This window comes from Agathobaculum hominis, assembly GCF_014288055.1.
Taxonomy (GTDB): domain Bacteria; phylum Bacillota; class Clostridia; order Oscillospirales; family Butyricicoccaceae; genus Agathobaculum; species Agathobaculum hominis.
Genome location: NZ_JACOPK010000006.1, coordinates 80,487 through 100,238 on the forward strand (window position 1 = coordinate 80,487; position 19,752 = coordinate 100,238).

At 61.8% G+C, this 19,752-nt stretch carries 19 protein-coding genes; 9 read left to right on the top strand and 10 right to left on the bottom strand.

The genetic code is table 11. The features are described from left to right. Positions 1–104 precede the first annotated feature (104 nt). The 9 genes from H8S02_RS07725 to H8S02_RS07765 all read right to left on the bottom strand — a co-directional run bounded on the left by H8S02_RS07725 (position 105) and on the right by H8S02_RS07765 (position 8,245). Complete coding sequence (locus H8S02_RS07725) at positions 105–1,082, bottom strand: hypothetical protein (RefSeq protein ID WP_186970039.1); 978 nt, start codon at positions 1,080–1,082, stop codon at positions 105–107. 65 nt (positions 1,083–1,147) lie between these two features. Next, positions 1,148–2,962 (bottom strand): hypothetical protein, encoded by a 1,815-nt coding sequence (locus tag H8S02_RS07730; protein WP_186970040.1) that lies wholly within the window; start codon positions 2,960–2,962, stop codon positions 1,148–1,150. Next, on the bottom strand, positions 2,962–3,330 hold the full coding sequence (locus tag H8S02_RS07735) for a hypothetical protein (RefSeq protein ID WP_186970041.1): 369 nt from the start codon (positions 3,328–3,330) through the stop codon (positions 2,962–2,964). Before H8S02_RS07735 ends, H8S02_RS07730 begins: the two co-directional genes overlap by 1 nt. A 119-nt stretch (positions 3,331–3,449) precedes the next feature. Then, entirely contained in the window at positions 3,450–4,481 is a 1,032-nt protein-coding gene (locus H8S02_RS07740; RefSeq protein ID WP_186970042.1) for an FN3 associated domain-containing protein, read from the bottom strand. Between the two features lie 47 nt (positions 4,482–4,528). After that, the gene (locus H8S02_RS07745) at positions 4,529–5,008 is read right to left on the bottom strand and encodes a hypothetical protein (protein ID WP_186970043.1); all 480 of its coding nucleotides are present in this window, start codon (positions 5,006–5,008) and stop codon (positions 4,529–4,531) included. Then, entirely contained in the window at positions 4,986–6,542 is a 1,557-nt protein-coding gene (locus H8S02_RS07750) for a hypothetical protein (RefSeq protein ID WP_186970044.1), read from the bottom strand. Before H8S02_RS07750 ends, H8S02_RS07745 begins: the two co-directional genes overlap by 23 nt. Continuing rightward, on the bottom strand, positions 6,532–6,726 hold the full coding sequence (locus tag H8S02_RS07755; RefSeq protein WP_118685604.1) for a hypothetical protein: 195 nt from the start codon (positions 6,724–6,726) through the stop codon (positions 6,532–6,534). The genes H8S02_RS07750 and H8S02_RS07755 overlap by 11 nt, the downstream gene beginning before the upstream one ends. A 14-nt stretch (positions 6,727–6,740) precedes the next feature. Continuing rightward, the gene (locus tag H8S02_RS07760; protein WP_186970045.1) at positions 6,741–8,039 is read right to left on the bottom strand and encodes a phage terminase large subunit; all 1,299 of its coding nucleotides are present in this window, start codon (positions 8,037–8,039) and stop codon (positions 6,741–6,743) included. Then, positions 8,036–8,245: a hypothetical protein gene (locus tag H8S02_RS07765; RefSeq protein WP_118685602.1), complete on the bottom strand. Its 210-nt coding sequence runs from the start codon at positions 8,243–8,245 to the stop codon at positions 8,036–8,038. The genes H8S02_RS07760 and H8S02_RS07765 overlap by 4 nt, the downstream gene beginning before the upstream one ends. A 319-nt stretch (positions 8,246–8,564) precedes the next feature. Between H8S02_RS07765 and H8S02_RS07770 the strand changes: the two genes are divergently transcribed. The 9 genes from H8S02_RS07770 (at position 8,565) to H8S02_RS07810 (ending at position 18,976) form a co-directional block, all read left to right on the top strand. Then, positions 8,565–9,419, top strand: coding sequence for an HAD-IIB family hydrolase (locus H8S02_RS07770; RefSeq protein WP_186970046.1), 855 nt, complete (start codon positions 8,565–8,567; stop codon positions 9,417–9,419). A 60-nt stretch (positions 9,420–9,479) separates the two neighbouring features. After that, entirely contained in the window at positions 9,480–12,062 is a 2,583-nt protein-coding gene (locus tag H8S02_RS07775; protein ID WP_243166453.1) for a DNA translocase FtsK, read from the top strand. 45 nt (positions 12,063–12,107) lie between these two features. After that, positions 12,108–12,602: a flavin reductase family protein gene (locus H8S02_RS07780; protein ID WP_186970047.1), complete on the top strand. Its 495-nt coding sequence runs from the start codon at positions 12,108–12,110 to the stop codon at positions 12,600–12,602. Between the two features lie 49 nt (positions 12,603–12,651). Beyond that, entirely contained in the window at positions 12,652–14,232 is a 1,581-nt protein-coding gene (locus H8S02_RS07785; RefSeq protein ID WP_186970048.1) for an S-layer homology domain-containing protein, read from the top strand. A 377-nt stretch (positions 14,233–14,609) separates the two neighbouring features. Continuing rightward, on the top strand, positions 14,610–15,515 hold the full coding sequence (locus tag H8S02_RS07790; RefSeq protein WP_186970049.1) for a precorrin-6B methylase: 906 nt from the start codon (positions 14,610–14,612) through the stop codon (positions 15,513–15,515). A gap of 447 nt (positions 15,516–15,962) precedes the next feature. Continuing rightward, entirely contained in the window at positions 15,963–16,538 is a 576-nt protein-coding gene (locus H8S02_RS07795; RefSeq protein ID WP_118722790.1) for a 2-oxoacid:acceptor oxidoreductase family protein, read from the top strand. Next, positions 16,538–16,843 carry a 4Fe-4S binding protein gene (locus H8S02_RS07800; protein WP_118685596.1) on the top strand — a complete coding sequence of 102 codons (306 nt, stop codon included), beginning with the start codon at positions 16,538–16,540 and terminating at the stop codon, positions 16,841–16,843. Before H8S02_RS07795 ends, H8S02_RS07800 begins: the two co-directional genes overlap by 1 nt. After that, on the top strand, positions 16,843–18,042 hold the full coding sequence (gene porA / locus H8S02_RS07805) for a pyruvate ferredoxin oxidoreductase (RefSeq protein WP_186970050.1): 1,200 nt from the start codon (positions 16,843–16,845) through the stop codon (positions 18,040–18,042). The genes H8S02_RS07800 and porA overlap by 1 nt, the downstream gene beginning before the upstream one ends. A 1-nt stretch (position 18,043) precedes the next feature. Beyond that, entirely contained in the window at positions 18,044–18,976 is a 933-nt protein-coding gene (locus tag H8S02_RS07810; protein ID WP_186970051.1) for a thiamine pyrophosphate-dependent enzyme, read from the top strand. A gap of 118 nt (positions 18,977–19,094) precedes the next feature. Here H8S02_RS07810 and H8S02_RS07815 read toward each other — a convergent pair whose 3' ends face one another. Further along, a complete protein-coding gene (locus H8S02_RS07815; RefSeq protein ID WP_186970052.1) occupies positions 19,095–19,751 on the bottom strand; it encodes a hypothetical protein in 657 nt (218 codons plus the stop codon). Position 19,752: the final 1 nt, after the last annotated feature.

Here is a 19,752-nt window from a genome sequence, read left to right on the forward strand (position 1 = left end):
TGCGGACAATAAAAATTGCCTGTCCGAGACAAAGCAATTTATCATTTCATTTCTATTTCCAAAACAGCCCTCCGCACAGTATCGCACTGTGCGGAGGGCTGTTTTCAGCCGGAATAACCGGCCTTCCATCTCTGGAGGGCGAGACTTGCATTTTTATAGCTGACGTCTGCGGTCGGCGTGCCGGCCGGGACGCCGAGCACAGCTGCATCCGCCTTCTGCACATAGCCGGTGGTCTTCCAGCGCGCGAGCGCGCGCTCATATGCCTCCGCCTCGGCGGCATTGCGCAGCCTTGTGAGGGCGGCGTTCTGCTCGACGCGGGCGTTTTCGGCGTTCAGCTCATAATTCCGGTAGGCGAGCGTCGGCGTGCCGTCGAGAAAACCGGTGAGACCGGCCATGGACAGGCTGTAATCACGCTCGGCGTTATACTGGCTGAGCAGGGTCTGCGCCTGCGACAGGGCAGCGCTTTCCGCAGCGCTCTCGTAGCCGCTCTGTGCACTCGCTTCACTGGCCGCCGCGGCGGTCTCGGCGGCGGAACGGGCGGCGAGACGGCTCTGAGAGAGCGAATTCAGATCACCGCGGAACTGGTTGTCGACCGCGATGCGGCTGCTTTCCGCCATGCCGCTTGTCGCGGCACCGGTCTTTGCGCTCATGTTCAGACCGAGCAGCGCGAGCTTTTCCTCGTTGCGCAGCGCGGACTGACGGGCGCTGATGCCGGCCTGACGCACCGCAGAGGCGTAGTCGCTGTCGATGGAGGACAGATTTGCATCGAGCTGCTGGCGGATGCGGGTCCGCGCGGCCTCAAAGCGCTCGAGACGCGCCTTTTCGGCCGCATCATACAGCGAGCTGACGCGCTCGGCGTTCTCCTGCGCCGCTTTGGAGGCAGAGGAGGCGGACGCGACATAGTACGGGCGGTAGCCCTTTGTCCAGGTCGAAACCGCGCTGTTGTCCGCGACCCTGCCGGTCAGACCCTCTGCGTCGATCTTGTTCTGTCGCTCGGCGAGCAGGCGGTCGCGTTCGGCCTTGCTCGTCGAGTTGGCGATGGCTTCGGAATAGTCGAAGTTATCGCGGTAATTTTTGGCCATAGTTTACTCCTTTCCTTGAGGCAATACCGCAAAGCGCCGCAGCTTTTTTATTGTGCGGTGCTGCCTCAGATGCTCCCGTTTTCCGTCCATCGCAGCGTGAGCACGAGCAGTCCGAACGGCTCGCCCGCGCGGTCGTTGCCGATGCGCAGGGTGAACAGCGGCCGGTGATGACGGCGTCGTCGGCTGCGCCAGCTGACCGCGCCCGGCATGCAGCGGAAGGACAGCCGCGCGAAATCCCAGCCGCGAAAGGCGAAAAGGTCGAGATTTCGCGAAATGCGGAAGGTTTCGCCGCCCTCATCCGTAAAGCAGAGCGCTGCGCTCGAGCGCGTGTACGGCATGAGTGTCGGGATGATGTCGCGGATTGTCTTGTACCGCGTCCAGTCGGAGAGCGAGAGCGTCGGCGTGCACCAGTAGGCGTCGATCGCCTCGCCGTCATCCGTGTAGGCGTCTGCATCCTCGGGAAGCGAAAAGCGGCACAGCCTGCCGTCGTTAGTCCCGAACCACAGACGGCCGCCGAGCACCGCGAGGCACTGTGCCGGGACATTCGTCCAGAAGAACCACGCCGGATAGCCGTCCTCCTCGTTCAGATGGCCGTCCGCGATGTAGACGTTTCCGCCCAGCGCGAGGTAGTAGCGCCCCTCGAATACCACCGCACAGGCGTTTTCCATCGCCTTTTCCTGTACAAGGCGCGGGCGGACGGATTCCGAGATCGAACGGATGGTGTTCTGCTCCGCGACCGCCGTGCCGTAAACGCCCATCACGCCCTGCGCGGACAGGAACAGCGGCACATCGTTCAGCATGGCGAAGGTGCGCGGCGCGACAGCGCCCTCGCCGTGTGCGCCCTGCCGCAGGGTGAAGTAGGATGTGCCGTCCTCGGTCATGACGAAGGTGCGCGCGAAGCTCGTCGCCTCCTGTGCACCGCCGGTCTTGACGATGATCTGGCTTTCGTACTGCTTGAGGTAGCCCGCGATGGCGCTCGCCTCGGTGCCCATGCGCGCAAAGCCGGTATCGGGGAAATAGGTGGGATCGTAAAGTCCGCTCTGCCAGTCGCAGTGCGGCTCGTCAGGATTGCCCGCAAGGAAAACGCGCGTGTCGTTCTTGCCGCCGTAAAGACCGGCGATGCGGCATTTGTTGATGGTGTCCGCCGCGCCCGGAACGGTCTTGCTGAAGGCAATGCTGACGTTGTCGCGTCCCTGTCCGTCAGCTGGGGCGGAGGCGAGCGCGACCGTACCGGCATCGTAATCGACGGACGCGATGGCCACCTCAGTGCCGTCGACCGCAGCGGTGAGCGGCACGCGGTCAAGCTCTCGCGCATCCAGATGAAATTCCGTGCTTTTTCCGTCTCCGACAAAGGTATTGATGCGCTTCCCGGTCAGCAGATTGACCGCCTCGAGACTCGCGCCGCCGCCCGCGGGAGGGGCGGAAACGGTGGTCGTCGGCACATAGGCGATGCTCTGCACGCGGACAGCCTCCCATGCGCCGCCCTCGCCGCGGCGGACTGCGCGGAAGTGCGCCCCGTCGAGCAGATAAAGCACGCCGTTCATGGTAAACGCCTGCGAGAACGCGCCGTTCATGTCGCGGCAGAGCATGGTCTGCTGCCCGTTCTCCTCCCGGAAATACAGGTCTGCACCGGTGTGGATGAAGGCGCCTGAACCGTCGGGAGCGGAGAAAATACCGTAGACGGGTGCGTCATAGCGCTGCTGCACCTGCCAGCCGGTGCGCTTGACGAGAAAGTCGTTCCGGTCGCACACCAGATTCTGCAGGTCGGGGGAGCGCGTCAGCGAGACCTTGGTCGGATGGGAGCGGAAGTCCGCGCCGCCGAAGCGGCTGATGACAGTCTGGTGCTCGGTCTCGATCGAGGGAAATCGGTATCCGCGCATCAGACCATCTCCTGTACGGCGGTGAACTGGGCCGGGCAGTGCAGCAGCAGACGCTCCGCGTATTCATCCGCCGCCCAGTTGAACTTCGCCTTGTCGTCATCCGCGCACAGCAGCGCCGCGAGACCGTAGGGCAGGCACTCGCGTGCGAGCCATTCGGGCGCCGGGAGCTCGTCCTCGAGCGCCTCCATGCGCGGCGGCACGGAAAAGGCACTTTCGCCCTGCTGAACGCGCTCTGCGTTGATCTCGCGCAGGCTGTTTGCGATCAGCTGATTTAACGCGCCGAGGGCGAACTGCGCGTAGTATTCGCTGCTGTCCGCGCCCGCGCCCATAATCGTCATCGCTGCACGGCAGCATTCGGTTCCGGTCATAAAAATTACCTCCTTCAAGGATTGGGAAAAGGGCGGAGAGCGGAAAAGCTCCGCTCTCCGCAGTTTTTCGACAGTCTCCGGAGAGCGGAAAAGTTCCGCTCTCCGTTTTCACAGCCGGCTCAGCCCTCCGCGACAGCGGACGGGTACTTGCCGCTCTCGGTCATGATCGCACGGATCTTGCAGCCGGTCTCGGCGGTCAGCGAAGTACCCGCAACGTAGTCCTTCGCGGAGTCGGAGTAGCGCGGGTCCGAGCCGTCGAGCGTGTAGCGGATGCTGCCCGAGCCGGTGATCCTGCCGCCGGAGACAGTCGGCGCGGCAGAGACCATGCCGGCCGCGACGAGCGCGTACACGCCGCCGCACTTCGCGCCGAGAACATAGGCGTCATAGTAGTGGCGGCCCTCGATGAGTGCGCCGGATACGCCGACCGGGTCCTCATGCACCTTTGCGTCCGCGATCTTGTACGGCATGAGCACCGCGTCCTTGTGCGCGACGAGGAAGTAGACGCCCTCCGGCAGGTAGCTCTTCGGCACGCGCACGACGTTCATGCCGAATACCTCGCCGCATACGCCCTTGGCGATCGACTGACGCGCGAGCACATCCACGCCGGAGAACTCGTCCGAGGTGCACACGAGCTTGTACATCTCGCTGGTCAGGTACAGATAGCGGTTGTCGTCCGGGACGAGCGCATCATCGAGCGCCTGAGAGGCGTCCGCGATCTTGCTGATGATGTCGGCGCGGGTCGGCTTTTCGCTCTCCGCAATCGTGCCTGCCATGGTCACGAAGCGCTTGAAGGCGTACTTGTCGGCGGACGGGGTGGACTTCTCGCTCAGCTGGAGGCGCAGCATGTCAGCGGCGTTCTTGACGAGGTTCTGGTCGAGGTTGTTGCCCTTGTCGATGGTGAGGGTAAACGCCTTGTCCTGCGTCATGGTCAGCTCCTGCACGACGTCCTGCATCTCGGTGACGGCGCCGTAGCGGCCGAGGCCGCCGTCGCGGTCATAATCGACCTCCTCGACGGTGATCGGGGTGTAGACCTTGAGCGTCTTGACGCCGGTCAGGTCGAACGTCTCGGCGGTCTTGCCCTTGATGAAGGACGAGCGGGTGAAAACCTCTGCGATCTGGTCGGAATACTTGCTTGCAAGATTGATTGCCATAGATAAAGTCTCCTTTTATGAATCGGTGGTGGATGTTCAGCGGCGTGTTATCTGCCGAGCAGGGCGAGCGTTACCGGGTCGATGCCGGCCGGTTCGCCGTCGGTCTGCGCGGTGCCGACCGCAGCGCGGCGGTTGCGGCGGTTCATCTCGAGTGCGGCGAGCTCGTCGCGCAGCTCCGCGATCTCCCACTTGCGGTAGGCGGAGACGAGCGAGCCCTCCTGCTGCGCCCATTCCCAGACCTGCTGCGGAATGTCCTCGGGGCGTACATCCGGGTATTCCTCGACAAAGGCCGCATAGATCTGGCCGTTCGGCAGGGCGTTCGCCGCGCGGTTGCGGCGCACATAGGCGTTGTGTCTGGAAAGACCCTGCGCCGCCGCCTCGATCAGCTCGTCGAGCGTCAGCTCATGGATCTCGCCGTCCGCCTCGACCGGATAGGTCGTCTCGGCGGACTGCACCGGCGCTTTCGCCGCCGCGAACGGGTCGAGCGGCATGGTGTTTTCCGGGTTACGGTTGTTCGGTTCCTGCATTTGCTGTTTCCTCCTTCTGGGTCTGTCGCTGCATGCGGAGCGCGTGCAGCAGGTCGTGTTTGCCGCGTACCTGATAATCGGGCACGTTCTCGAGATAAACGAGCGGGTCGGAGATGACGCCGCTTTCGAGCAGATGGTCGCTGGTCGTGGTCTGCATGATCTCGGACCAGTAGCTTGCCGCGCCGACATCCACCTGAAGGCGCATATCCTGTCCGGCGAGGGTCGAGAAGTCAAAGCTCTGCCTGTCCGGCTCGCCGCCGTCCTCATCGGGCAGCACGAGCGTGCGCACGCCGTAGTGCACGCCCATCATGTCGAGAAAAATGCGCGCCCAGTCCTCGGTGAAGCGGTAGAACTCCATTTTTGTCAGCTCGAGCGGCGCGGCGGTCGCACTCTGCACTGCGATGATCGCGGAGGTGTTGTCCGGGCGCACCGTGCCGAGCGAGGCCTCGCTCGCGCCCATCAGCTCCATCGTGTCGGTCATCATCTGCCGGAGCAGCTGCAATACCTGCGCGGAGATGTCGGGCGCGCGGAATGCCGCCGCGATGGCCTCGTTCGGGTTGCCGCGCATGGCGATGGCCTTGCCGACGTCGTTCGACCAGCCGTTCGGGAAACGGGTCATATCGTAGACGATCTTCGGGAACGCCACCTGCTTGATGCACTGCACGTACATGGAATACAGCTTGTTGATGGCGATCTGGTTCGGAATGGCCTCGGTCAGCGGACTTTCGCCGTGGCACGAGCCGCGCACGCGGTTCCAGCACAGGTGCGTCACCGGATACAGACGATAGGGGAGCACCTTTTCACGCATCACGGTCGCGTTCCGCACGGTCTTGCAGAACGCGATGCCGCCCTCGACCCGGCGCATATGCAGCAGCACGGTCACGCGCTCCTCGCCGCCGTTCACGCGCCAGCGATGGTATTCGCCCGCATCATCGGCGCGGATGGCGCTGATCTCATCCTCGGAGATGCCGTTTTCCCTCGCCTCGCGCCGTACCTCATCTATATCGCGCCGCATGGCGATGATGATGTACGGCTGGCGCTGCACCTCGTCGCAGGCCGGGTTGCCGAAGCAGATGTTGGTCGAGTCGATGAGATCGACGGCAATATCGCCCTTGACGGCCTGACCGGTCTCGAGCGCCGGATCAAAATGAACGTAGAAGCAGGCGTCTCCGTCTACGCAGGCGTTCTTGAGCAGCGGCCGGCCGAGCGCCTTGACGCCCGAGCGCTCGATGGCGGAGGCGAAGGCGCGCTCGAGCACATGGGCGGTACGGCGGCCCTCGCCGTTCATCTCGAACGGCGTGACGCGCACGGCCACATCATCCGACACGAGCATCGCCACGAACAGATTGACGCAGCGGCGCAGCACATTGAAGATCAGCGGATCGAGCGACTGTACGCGCAGCCCCTCCCACTGCCTGCCGAGATAGAAGGCCTCGTTGCGGCGCACACGGTCGTACAGACCGATGGAGCGCTTGTAATCGCGATCGCGCTCATATCTGCGCCAGACCTCCGCAGGGGAACGGTCAAACTGCATTTTCTTCCTCCTCCTCCCGGCCGTAGGCCATCAGCGCCGCAATATCGCGGCTGAGCGCGTCATCGGGCGCGGCTTCCGCCGTGTTTTCGCGCGGCAGGCGCCGCGGCAGCGAAAGACCGCCCGACACCACCGCGCCGGTCAGCACGAGAAGGGCTGACGCGAGCGCATAGCATAAAACTTCCATGAAAAACCTCCTTGTCAAAAGCGCAGGAACTCTCCTACCTCGCAGTCATACGCTGTCGGGACGCTCGGGGCAGGCGGCTCGAAAACGGTCGCCGCGTAGCCGCGCAGTGCATCGGGTGCATGCGTCAGCTCGTGCGGCGTGTTCGCCGTGTCGGACGGATTGCGCCTGTCGTGCTGCAAAGCCGGCAGCGTGCGGATGAGATTGCGGCAGGTATTGAAGATCGTGAGCCGGGGCCGGGGCTCGCCGTCCATGTCGCGCCGCGGCGCGAGCAGCTCATGCAGCGCAAGCCAGCCGGCTACGCGCTCGTTGCTCGACTTCTCGAAGCTGAGGCCGCAGTCTGCGAACAGCTCGACCGCGCTCCTGCCGGTCTCCTGCCGCCGGTTCCACAGGTCGGGCGGCGCGAGCCGAACATCGATCTGTTCTCCGGACGCCTCGCAGGAGAGAATGCGCGCGGCGGCTTCAGAGATAATCAAACCCGGTTCATATAACTCTCTGTATACCACGCTGCGCCCGTCCGGACTCTGTGCGATCCACAGCGCCGCAAGCATATCCAGACCGTAGTCGATCGTCAGATAGCGCCGCCATTCGCGCGGGATCTCGTGCGGCGGCACGATATGCAGGGCGGGGGAGAACTCGGAGAAATACCGTCCCTCATCCAGCTCCCACACGCCGTCGAGCAGCGCGCGCCTGTCGTGCACGGAGAGCAGACGCAGCCGCTTTTCGTACCCGGCATCGGCCCTGCACAGAAACGGATTGTCCGCGAGCCGCGCCGGGAGGAAAAGCCGCGTTTCGCCGTCGAACGCATGCACCTCGTCGGGCGGCATCGGATCGATGTAGCGGCTCTTGACCCACTGATGGCCGATGCCGCCGGGATTTGTGGTCGATTTGACCTGCTTGGGATACGGATTTGCGCCGCGGATGCGCGAGATGAGATAGGTGAACTGGCTTTCGGTGAAATGCGTCAGCTCGTCGAACCGGATCACATCGTACTCGGCGCTCTGGTATTTGGTCACGTCGCTTTCCGCGTCGCAGTAGCCGAACTCAAGCGTCGAGCCGTTGATGAAATCCCAGCGGTGCTCGCTGACCTTGTAGCTCGCGACGCTCTGCGGATAGAGCCGCATGGCCGCCGGAACGAGCGAGCGCTCGAGCTCAGGCATGGTGCGGCGCAGCATGAGCTGCCGCGAGCCGGGATAAACGACCGCGAAACGCAGCGCATCGAGCAGCTGACCATGGCTCTTGCCGCCGCCTGCCGCGCCGCCGAACAGCGTTTCAAACGCCTCCGACCGCATGAATGCGGCCTGTCTCGGCGTCACGCGGAATTCGCAGCCTCGTCCACCACGCGGAATACGATCTCGATCGGCGCCTTGTCCTGCTCCTCGCCGAGCATCACGCCCTTTCCGACCGTCCGGTCGAGGATTTCCTTGATCGCGCTCAGACGGCTGTTCGCCGGAGCCTCCGAGTCGTCCGCGATCTCGTACAGCATCCGGATCAGTTCGTCCGGATCGCTTTTTTTCTGCACAATATCAACCACCTCCAGAAGAAAATGAATTCGGGAGAAGCCGGTCTGCCGTTCCGGCGTCTTCCTGTGAGTCATAGAATAGGAGCGGAGCGCGGATTTGTCAAGAACAAATGTTCGATTTTTAGGTCGAGGTCAAAAGATTGACCATTTTTTACAGAGACGCCGGTTTCTTGCGCCGCAGCTCTTGCAATTTATTGACCGCTGCGGTATTCTGATATAGTATGGAAAAATATCGTCGGGCCGCACACACATGCCCGGCTGAGGCGGCCGTCTGTCCGGCAGGCAGAACGCGCCGCATACAGAAAAAGGGGAAAGGCATATGAATAAAATCAAACTGATCGCGCTCGATCTCGACGGCACGGCGCTCACGCCGCAGAACAAGGTCGCGGAGACCACGACTGACGCCGTACGCCGCGCGCGAGAGGCCGGGGTATATGTTGCTGTTTCGACCGGCCGCATCTGCGGCGAGGCGCGTGATTTTGCGGTCGATCTGGACGCAGACGATCTGATGGTCACGTCGGGCGGCGCGACGCTTTCGAGCATTTCGGGCGAGGGCTGCACGATGCGCATGTCCATGCCGTGGGAAGCGGCGGTCCGCGCGGCGGCGGCGGTCGAGCGCATCGGCATGATCGCCATGATCTACGTCGGTGAGACGCTGCTCATCACGCCCTACGACGACCTCGGCTTCGGCAGCTACAAGACCAACGAGGGCTATCTGACCTCGAAAAAGGTGGTCCCGTCGGTCGCTGAGTATATCGCTGACCATCATCTCTCGGTCGATAAGATCTTCGTGCGCAGTCAGGACCCGGTAACTCTGCTGCGCACGCGCGCCATTCTGGAGCAGATCCCGGGCATCCGCGTAATGAGCTCGGCGGCGGACAATCTGGAGGTCATCACCCCGGCCGCCGACAAGGGAACGGCGCTCGGCATGCTGTGCCGCGACATCGGCACCGATCTCGACCACGCCGCCGCCATCGGAGACAGCGAAAACGATTTCGAAATGCTGCGCGCGGTCGCGCTCCCCATCGCCATGGGCAACGCATCGAGCGAGGTCAAGGCGCTGTGCCGCTGGGAGACCGACACGAACGCGGAGGACGGCGTCGCGCACGCGATCGACCGCATCCTCGCGCATAATAAAGCGTGTGACGAACAGGCTGAAAACAGTGGAATTTGACACGTATTTATGATATAATTAACCTGTCTCAAATTGCTTTGAAATAGGAGAGTCTATATTTTGGCTGCAAGAAAAACCACAAAACCAAAATCGGAAACAAGCGCACCGCGCACGCGGAAAAAGGCGGAACCGGCACCCGAAGTGCAGGAGAGCGCCGGACTGAGCCGCGCGGCATGGGGTGCGATCTGGGCGGGATTGGGCGTTCTGACCCTTCTCGCGCTGCTGCCTATCGACGGCGCGCTGCTGCGCTGGCTGCACCGCTTCATCGGCGGCTTCATCGGCCGCGGCGGCCTGCTTCTGCCGTTTGCGCTGTTTGCGCTGAGCGCGCTGCTGTTCCTGCGTCCGAAGGGACCGGTTCGCCTGCGCGGCGCGTGCATCGGCCTGCTGCCCGTCCTGTTCGGCGGCATCGTCCATGCCATCACCTGCGCGAACGAGTACGATTTTTCGATGAAAACCATACGGAATCTGCTGGAAACCGGCATGGAAAGCCATTCGGGCGGCCTGCTTTCGGGCATGCTGTACATCGTGCTCGAATGGGCGCTGTCGAGCGCAGGCGCACTGATCGTGCTGCTGCTGCTCACGTTCGCCGCGATCATGGTCGCCTGCCGCATCACCCCGATGATGCTCATCGACATGTTCCGTCCGCCCGAGTACGAATACGAGGACGAAGAGGAGCGCGCACGCTATGAAGAGCCGGTGCAGCTGCCGAACGTGCACGAGGTCGCGCGCGAGATCAACGCTGCGCACGCGCAGAAGCGCGAGGAGCGCCGCGCACGCCGCCAGGCCTCTGACTTTGACATCCCGATCGACAGCAATCCGCCCGGCGAGGATAAGCCCGGCGGCGCGATACCGCCTGTCTATCCGGCTCATGAGGAGGGCAAGCCGCTCGCGCCGGATGAATATCTGCGGGGACTGAAAAAGCCGCGCGAGGAGAAGCGGGAAGAACAGCCGGACAGCATCATGGAGCTCGTGGCCAACCGCGCCGACGAGCCGGAGGATGAACCCGAAGCCGAGGCGGCGCCTGCAAAGCCGGCCGCGAAGCCGAAAAAGACCGAGAGCATCTCGGAGGATGAGCAGGCGGCGATGAACGACGCGATGGACGAGAGTCAGAAGGCCCCCGCGCCGGTCTACGCCTATCCGCCGATCGACCTGCTGACGCAGGGAAAGCACGCCTCGATGGCCGGTGCGGAGAGCGAGCTGCGCGAGAGCTCTGCCTGTCTGCTCGATACGCTCGAGTCCTTCAATATCGACGCGCAGATCATCGGCATCGTGCGCGGCCCGTCCGTCACCCGTTTTGAGCTGACTATTCCGCGCGGCATCAAGATCTCGCGCGTTTCTGCGCTTGCCGATGATATTGCGCTCGCGCTCGGCGCGGCGAACGTGCGCATCGCGCCCATCCCGGATAAATCCGCCGTCGGCATCGAGGTGCCGAACAAGACGGTCAACACGGTCTTTATCCGCGAATGCATCGGCTCGAACGCCTTCGCGAACGCAAAGAGCCGCCTGTCCTTCGCCGTAGGCAAGGACATCACGGGCAGGCCGGTCATCGGCGACATCGCCAAGATGCCGCATATGCTGATCGCCGGTACGACCGGTTCCGGTAAATCGGTCTGCATCAACTCCATGCTGATCTCGCTGCTCTATAAATCGACCCCGGAGGAGGTCCGCCTCATCATGGTAGACCCGAAGATGGTCGAGCTGGGCAACTACAACGGCATTCCGCATCTGCTCATTCCGGTCGTAACCGACCCGAAGAAGGCGGCCGGTGCGCTCAACTGGGCGGTCGGCGAGATGGAACGCCGCTACAAGCTGTTCGCAGATCATCAGGTGCGCAATCTGGTCGGCTATAACGACCTTATGCGCGCCGAAAAGGCGAAGGCGGAGGCGGCCGCCGCAGAGGGTGAGACCGTGACTGCCGAGCAGTATCAGGTGCTGCCGCAGATCGTCATCGTCATCGACGAGCTTGCCGATCTGATGATGGTCGCGGCGAAGGAAGTCGAGAACTCGATCTGCCGCATCGCGCAGAAGGCGCGTGCCGCAGGCATGCACCTGGTCGTTGCAACGCAGCGTCCGTCCTCGGACGTCATCACCGGCATCATGAAGGCGAACATCCCCTCGCGCATCGCGTTCGCGGTCGCGAGCCAGATCGAGTCGCGCATCATTCTGGATACCACCGGCGCAGAAAAGCTGATCGGCAAGGGCGATATGCTCTACGCGCCGCTCGGCGAGGGCAAGCCGCTGCGCGTGCAGGGCTGCTTCATCTCGAATGAGGAGATCGAAAGCGTCATCGAGAAGATCAAGGAGACCAGTACCGCCGAGTACAGCGAGGAGATCCTTGAGCATATCGAGCGTCAGGCGGAGCAGGCCGACAGCAAGAGCGGCGGCTCGGCCGGCGACCCGGGCGAGGATGAGGACGAGATGATCGAAGAGGCGATCGACGTCATCATGGAAAGCCGCCAGGCGTCTACGTCCATGCTCCAGCGCCGCTTAAAGCTCGGCTATTCGCGCGCCGCGCGCATCATCGACCAGATCGAGGAACGCGGCATCATCGGCCCGTTCGAGGGTTCCAAGCCGCGCCAGATACTCATTTCGCGCGAGGAATGGCAGGAGATGAAGCTGCGGCGGAATATGCCGATCGAATAAAACAGACAAATAAACCGCAACAGTTTATCTATGGAGGGTTTTATCATGAAGAAGATCAATATCGCAGAGCAGTCCTTCAACCCGTTCGAGCTGATCGGCAAGGACTGGATGCTGATTTCCGCCGGCACGGCGGAAAAGTGGAACACGATGACCGCAAGCTGGGGCGGCGTCGGCGTGATGTGGGGCAAGCCGAGCGCGACCTGCTATATCCGCCAGTCCCGCTACACCAAGACCTTTGTCGACGATTCCGAGTTTTTCACGCTGACCGTTCTGAAGGACGGCTGCCGCGACGCGCTCAACCTTCTCGGCTCGAAGTCCGGCCGCGACATGGATAAGATGCACGAGAGCGGCCTGACGCCGGTCATGGTCGAGGGTCAGCCGACCTTCGAGGAGGCAAAGCTGGTCCTCATCTGCCGCAAGGCGTGCAAAACCTTTATCGGCCCGGACGACATGACCGCAGAGAACGTCGAAAGGTGGTACGGCGACCGCGATTATCACACCATGTACATCGGCGAGATCGTCGCAGCATACGAGGCGTAACCCCTGTGCGCCGAAAGGCGAAAAGCATTTCTTTGGAGGCAATGTTCCTGTGAAAAAAAGACTGCTCAGCCTGCTTTTGTCGGCGGCGCTGCTGTGCGGCGCGCTCCCGACCGCCTTCGCGGGCTACGAAAATTTCACACCCAAGACCACCTATACCGACGGGCGGTTTTCCGACGTTTCCTCGTCCGACTGGTTTTATGAGAACGTCCGCGCATCCTATGAGTATGACCTCATCAACGGCTACAACGACGGAAAATTTCACCCGGACGACGATCTGACCATCGCGCAGGCGGTCAAGCTCGCCGCCTGCCTCAACAGCCTGTACAGCAGCGGTACGGCGGACTTTTCCGCCGCATCACCGTGGTATCAGCCCTATGTCGACTACGCGCGCCGCAACGGCATCCTGACCCGGACGTTTGCAGATTATAACGCGCCCGCGAGCCGCCGTGAATTTGCGGCCGTGCTGGCCGGGGCGCTCCCGCGCGGCGCACTCCAGCCGATCAACAGCATCGCGGACGGCGCGATCCCGGATGTTCCCGCTTCGGCAGAGGACGCGGACGCGATCTATCAGCTCTACCGTGCCGGTGTGCTGACCGGCTCGAACGGCGGCCGGTTCAAACCGGACGATACCATCCGCCGCAGCGAAGCGGCCGCCATCCTGACGCGTATGGCGGTGCCGAGCCTGCGGCAGAAGGTCGAGATCAGCACGGGCGAGCAGCCGGAAAATGTGCTTTCGGCGGATGAAATCCTCGAGAAATGCGGCCCGGCGGTGTTCAAACTGACGAGCTATGACGCGCGCGGCAACCTGCTCGGCATGGGCAGCGGCGTGGTGCTCTCCGCAAACGGCGACGCCGTCACCTGCGGCCATCTGGTCAACGGCGTGGCGCGTCTCGTCGCGGAAATGGCGGACGGCAGCAAGCGCGAGGTCAGCATCTACGCGCTCGATGCAGACTCCGACATCGCGCATATCCGCGTCGTCGGCGTCGGCCTGCCGTATCTGGAGACTGCGGACAGCCCGTCCACGGGCGACATCGTGTACGCGCTCGGCTATCCGGGCGGCGGCGCGGAAAAGGTGACGGCGGGCAAGGTGCTCGACGATTCGAACGGGGACTATCTGGTCCCGATGATCGAGACGACTGCCTCGGTCGTCAGCGGCAATTCGGGCGGCGCGCTCATCGACGGGCAGGGCCGAGCTGTCGCAGTCACGGTCAGCAGCCGCACCGGCGGCAGCAGCTCGTTCTCGGTGCCGCTCTCCGTCCTCGACAGGCTTCAGGGCAGCACGGCAGTTACCCCGGCGGAGTATTCGCGCACGCACAAGCCGGACAGCAGCAGATGCTACGATAATCTGTATCCGGTGCCGGATTTCGGCGCGGTCAGCGGTGCGTCGCTGCTTGCGACCTCACGCGACCGCGGCACGACCTGCTTCTACTACGCGCTGAGCGAGCTTCCCGACCTCGACCGTCAGCTGCTGCGCTACTATGCGGCGCTCGGCGAAAACACGTTCTATCAGTTCAATGAAAGCTCGTTCACCTCGTCAGCAGGCTATCTCCTGTCGGTCAAGCTGTACGAGACCACGTGGGAGGGCATCGACGTCCTCGGCGTGTTCGTTTCGGGCATGCAGACGAGCTAAGCTGTCGCGAAACCACGGTTTCGCCGACAAGCTGTGTTCTGACAGCGCGGGGCGCCGCAGAACACGGACGGAGAAAAGTTCCTATGCAGAAACTTTTCTCTCTCTCAGAGTATAAAAACCGAGGTACACGCCCCCGGTTGCTCTCATGAAATGTTTTTGAGGATAGAGGCCTACGGGCTTATGAATTTGCTTCGCAAATTCTATTTTATGCGCGCTTTCGCGCGGAACGGCGCGGTATAAACTTTCGCTATCGGAGGGCACAGGAAACTGCGCCCTCTTTTCTTGTCTTTACAAGCGGTTCTTTCCTGTGCTATAATGATAAAAAGCTGAAAAAAAGAAGTTCCGGCTTGTGCATGATACACAAAGGAGTGACCAATATGACAAACCGCATGTTCGGCAATTCGCAGATTCTTGCCTGGCTGCAATATTATTCGGATAATACGCAGATCGATCTCGAAAAGGTGAAGATCCTCGATATTACGCGCAAAAATAAAAACCTGATCCCGACGGTCGAGTCGAACGACGCGGTTCTCGTGTTCACCGAGGCAGGTCACGCAGACATCTTTTACCGCATGTGGAGCGCCGGTCTGGGCGAGTGCGATGTCTGGTACAACACCGGCTCCGAGCCGTCCGGCCCGATCGAGCACAGCAAGCTCAAGAACATGATCGACCGCGGCATCAACGCCTCTGCGGCCATGCTCGTGCTCAATCCGAACGCGCGCTCGACCTATAAGATCGGCATGCACAACACGAGCTTCTCGCGCGGCTCCATCCGCTATGTCGGCAGCGAGATCCGCGCGGTCATCCTCAACAAGATGCACATGGCGTCCGACGACACGGTCTGCATCATTTCGGGCGAGTCCATCGCGGTCGAGGCCGCGCTCATCGCGGGCGAGGGAACGGTCATCGCGGTCGAGTACAACGGAAACGACCGCCGCACGATGGAGGAGAATATCGAGCAGTTCGGCCTGAACAACATCGCGATCATCGACCATGTGGACGATGAGAGCATGAAGGAGCTGCCGGTTCCCTCGCTCGCCATGCTTGTCGCGAGCGCGAGCATGGAGCAGGAGATCGCCTGCCTGCTGCGCCTCAATCCGCATATGGAGTTCGTGATCTACACGCTCGACTTCCGCTGCGCCGCTGCGCTGCCCGACCTGTTCGCGAAGCTCGGCATCGGCGAGACCGAGGTCATTCAGATCACGGTTTCCAGAATGAACGCCAAGCATAATTTTGAAGCCGAGCCTGCGCCGTGGCTCATCACGGGGCGTGGCGGAGTTTGATAGTGTCCGTCGCACAAAAACATCTGTTTTTGTGCGAAATGACGATTGACAGCGGACAGACATTTCCCTATAATAAGTGACAGTGGGACACAGGACGGCGAAAAATGCCGAAAACCGCGTTCTGCGCACAATTTCATCCATGAAAGATGATGATGGAGACAGTACGTTCCGATGACCGAACGCGAAGCGAGCCGGGGTATGGTGAAAGCCCGGTGCAAGTAGGACGGGACCGAATATCACTCCGGAGTTGCAGCCCGAACCCTTCCCGCCGGGAAACAGTAGGTGCTGACGGCAGCTTTGCCGTTATAAAAGCCGCGTATGTCGGTACGCAGTAACGGGTGGTCAAACGAATGGCTGATGATCGAGCTTTCGTCCCTTTACGGGGATGAAGGCTCGTTTTTTTGCCTTTTCGGCAAAAAGCACAAGAAGGATACAGGAGGAAACAGCATGAAGAACATGGTCGAGATCCGCTGGCACGGCCGCGGCGGTCAGGGCGCAAAGACCGCCTGCCTGCTGCTCGCGGACGCGGCGTTCGCGTCGGGCAAATATGTGCAGGGCTTTCCGGAGTACGGTCCGGAGCGCATGGGCGCACCGATCACCGCCTACAACCGCATTTCTGACGAGAGATGCACCATTCATTCGAACATTTACAATCCGGATTACGTCGTTGTCGTCGACGAGACGCTGCTCCAGTCGGTAGACGTCACGCATGGCCTGAACCCGGAGGGTGCGATCGTCATCAATACCCATAAGTCCCCGGACGAGGTTCGTCCGCTGCTGCGCGGCTACGAGGGCAGGGTATACACCCTTGACGCCCGTGCGATCTCCGAGCGCACGCTCGGCAAATACTTCCCGAACACCCCGATGCTCGCCGCGATCGTCAAGGTCAGCGGCGTGCTCGACCCGTGGCGCTTTGTTTCCGACATGGAGACCTCGTTCAAGCATAAGTTCGCGACCAAGCCGCAGGTCATCGCAGGTAATATGGAATGTCTGACCCAGTCGCTCAAGGAGGTGCGCGGATAATGGCTAAGTGTGCAAAGGATATCAATGAACAGTCGCCGTGGCAGGAACTTACCCCGGGCGGCGAGATCTACGAGGGCGGCACCGCCCGCATGACCATCACCGGCGAGTGGCGCGCGAACATCCCGGTCTGGGACCCGCAGAAGTGCAAGCAGTGTCTGCTGTGCGCGCCGTTCTGCCCGGACGCCTCCATCCCGGTAACGGACGGCAGGCGCGGCGAATTTGACTTCGATCACTGCAAGGGCTGCGGCATCTGCTGGAAGGTGTGCCCCTTCGGCGCGATCGACTTTGTAAAGGAGGAAAAGTGATGAGCATTCGTGAGCGTATTTCGGGCAACGAAGCAGTTGCCTACGCAATGCGTCAGATCAACCCGGACGTATTTGCGGCTTTCCCGATCACTCCCTCTACCGAAATTCCGCAGTATTTTGCGCAGTATGTCGCAAACGGCCAGGTAGACACCGAGTACGTCACCGTCGAGTCCGAGCATTCCTCCATGTCCACCTGCATCGGTGCGGAGGCGGCAGGCTGCCGCGCGGTAACGGCTACTTCCTCGTGCGGTCTCGCGTTCATGTATGAGCTTCTGTACGTTGCGTCGTCCTCCCGCCTGCCGATCACGCTCGCGTGCGTAAACCGCGCGCTGACCGGCCCGATCAACATCAACAACGACCATTCCGACTCCATGGGCGCGCGCGACGCAGGCTGGATCCAGCTTTACGCCGAGAACAATCAGGAGGCCTATGACAACTATCTCCAGGCGATGCGCATCGCGGAGACACCGGATGTCCGCCTGCCGATCATGGTATGTCAGGACGGATTCATCACCTCGCACGCGGTCGAGAACATCGAGCTCGAGGAGGATGAGGCAGTCAGGAAGTTCGTCGGCGAGTACAACCCCGAGCATGCCCTCATCGGCCGCGAGACGCCGCTCGCTGTCGGCCCGTACGATGTTTCTCCGTACTACATGGAGCACAAGGTGCAGCAGGCCGAGGCGATGAAGAACGCAAAGAAGGCTATTCTGGACGTTGCGGCGGATTTTGAAAAGACCTTCGGCCGCAAGTACGGCTTCTTCGAAGAATACCGCATGGAGGACGCGGAGGTCGCGATCGTGCTCATCGGCTCGACCGCAGGCACCGCCAAGGCGTGCATCGACCAGCTGCGCGCAGCCGGCCGCAAGGTCGGTCTCATCAAGCTGCGCGTGTTCCGTCCGTTCCCGGGCGAGGAGCTTGCAGCGGCGCTCAGTCATGTCAAGGCAGTCGCCGTCATGGACAAGAGCGAGGGCTTTTCCGCGTGCGGCGGCCCGGTCTATGCAGAGACCTGCGCGGCGTGCTACGCGCTCGAGGAGCGCCCGGTCATGGTCAATATCGTTTACGGTCTGGGCGGCCGCGACGTCGCGACCGGCGACATCGCGCGCGTATTTGACCACCTGTTCCTGCTCGTGAACAACGGCGGCAAGGGTCCGAAGTATATCCACATGGGTCAGCGCAGCAGCGCACCGGAGGTGTTCTGAAATGGCATATAATCATAAAGTTGAACTTTCCAAGCCGGAGCGTTTCGTCGGCGGCCACCGTCTGTGTGCAGGCTGTGGCGCAGGTCTGGTCTGCCGCGGCATGATGCGCGCGCTCGATGAGGGCGACAAGGCGGTCATCTGCAACGCGACCTCCTGCCTCGAGGTTTCCTCCTTCCTGTATCCGTTCACCGCATGGGAGGACTCCTACATCCATTCTGCCTTCGAGAATGCAGCGGCGACCTGTGGCGGCGTCGAGGCGGCTTACAATGTCATGAAGCGCCGCGGCAAGATCGACGATACCTACAAGTTCCTCGCCATCGGCGGCGACGGCGGCACCTACGATATTGGCTTCCAGTCGCTCTCCGGCGCGATGGAGCGCGGTCACGACATGGTATATTTCTGCTACGACAATGAGGCGTACATGAACACCGGCATTCAGCGCTCGTCCTCGACGCCGCGCTTTGCGAGCGCGACCACCACGCCGTCCGGCTCCTGCTCGGTCGGCAAGAAGCAGAACAAGAAGGATCTGACCGAGATCATGGCGGCGCACAACATTCCGTATGTTGCCCAGACCACCTTTCTCGGCAACTTCAAGGACTTCCACGAAAAAGCGCACCGCGCGATCTACACCGAAGGTCCAGCGTTCGTCAACGTCATGTCTCCGTGTCCGCGCGGCTGGCAGTATCCGACCGAGATGCTCCCCGAGATCTGCAAAATGGCAGTCGAGACCTGCGTCTGGCCGCTGTACGAGATCATCGACGGCGAATGGCATCTGAACTACATGCCGAAGAAAAAGCTGCCGGTCGAGGAGTTCATGAAGCTCCAGGGCCGCTTCAAGCACTGCTTCAAGCCGGGCAACGAGTGGACCATCGAGGCTGCACAGCAGTATGTAGACGAGAAGTGGGAAAAGCTCCTCGCACGCTGCGGAAAGTAAGCTGTAGGGAAACTGAATGCACGCTGCCGCGCGACAGCTGTTTTGCATAAAAATAATTTTTATCGACAATAGAAAGACCACAGTCAGTGCATGACTGTGGTCTTTTGCTGTTCTGAAATCAGAGCATGGCGCTTTCTATTTTTGCGCCGGGGCAGATGGTGCGAACGAAGCCGGCGAGCGTTTCGAGCGCGTCCTCGATGACAGCCGGGGCGGTATCGGGCGTGCCGAAGACCGGGTAGAACACATGACGGCTGTCCGGATGGACACAGGTGCGGCTGTCCGCGCCTGCGATCATGCTGAAGATGATGCCCGTTTCGTCGCGGCCGCAGATATCGTTCGGATAGGTATGCGTGCTGTCGCCCCGCATGCCGTCAAACGGCAGCTTCGCGTCCGGCGTGAAGATGGTCAGCGGGCCGTCGATGCGGTCGATGTCGTGTGTGCCGGACAGGACGAACGTCGTAAGCTCGAGAAGGAACGGCACCGCCGTCACCGGGTCCTCTTCCGGGAAGGGACGGCCCTTGAACATCACGGTCTCGAACTGCTGCATGACCGGATAGGTTTTTTTGAACTTGCGGAAAAAGCGGAAATAGGGGTTTTCACCGAACACGGCCTTGCGATCGTAATCCGCGTATCTCTCGCGGAGCGCCGCGAGCTCGCGCTCGACGAGCGCATGGAGCGCGGCTCTGCCGCAGCCCTCCGCCGGATAATTTACCTCGAGAATGCCGAGCGGGATGCCGCGCGAAGCAAAGCTCTGATCCTTACCGATGTCAAACATG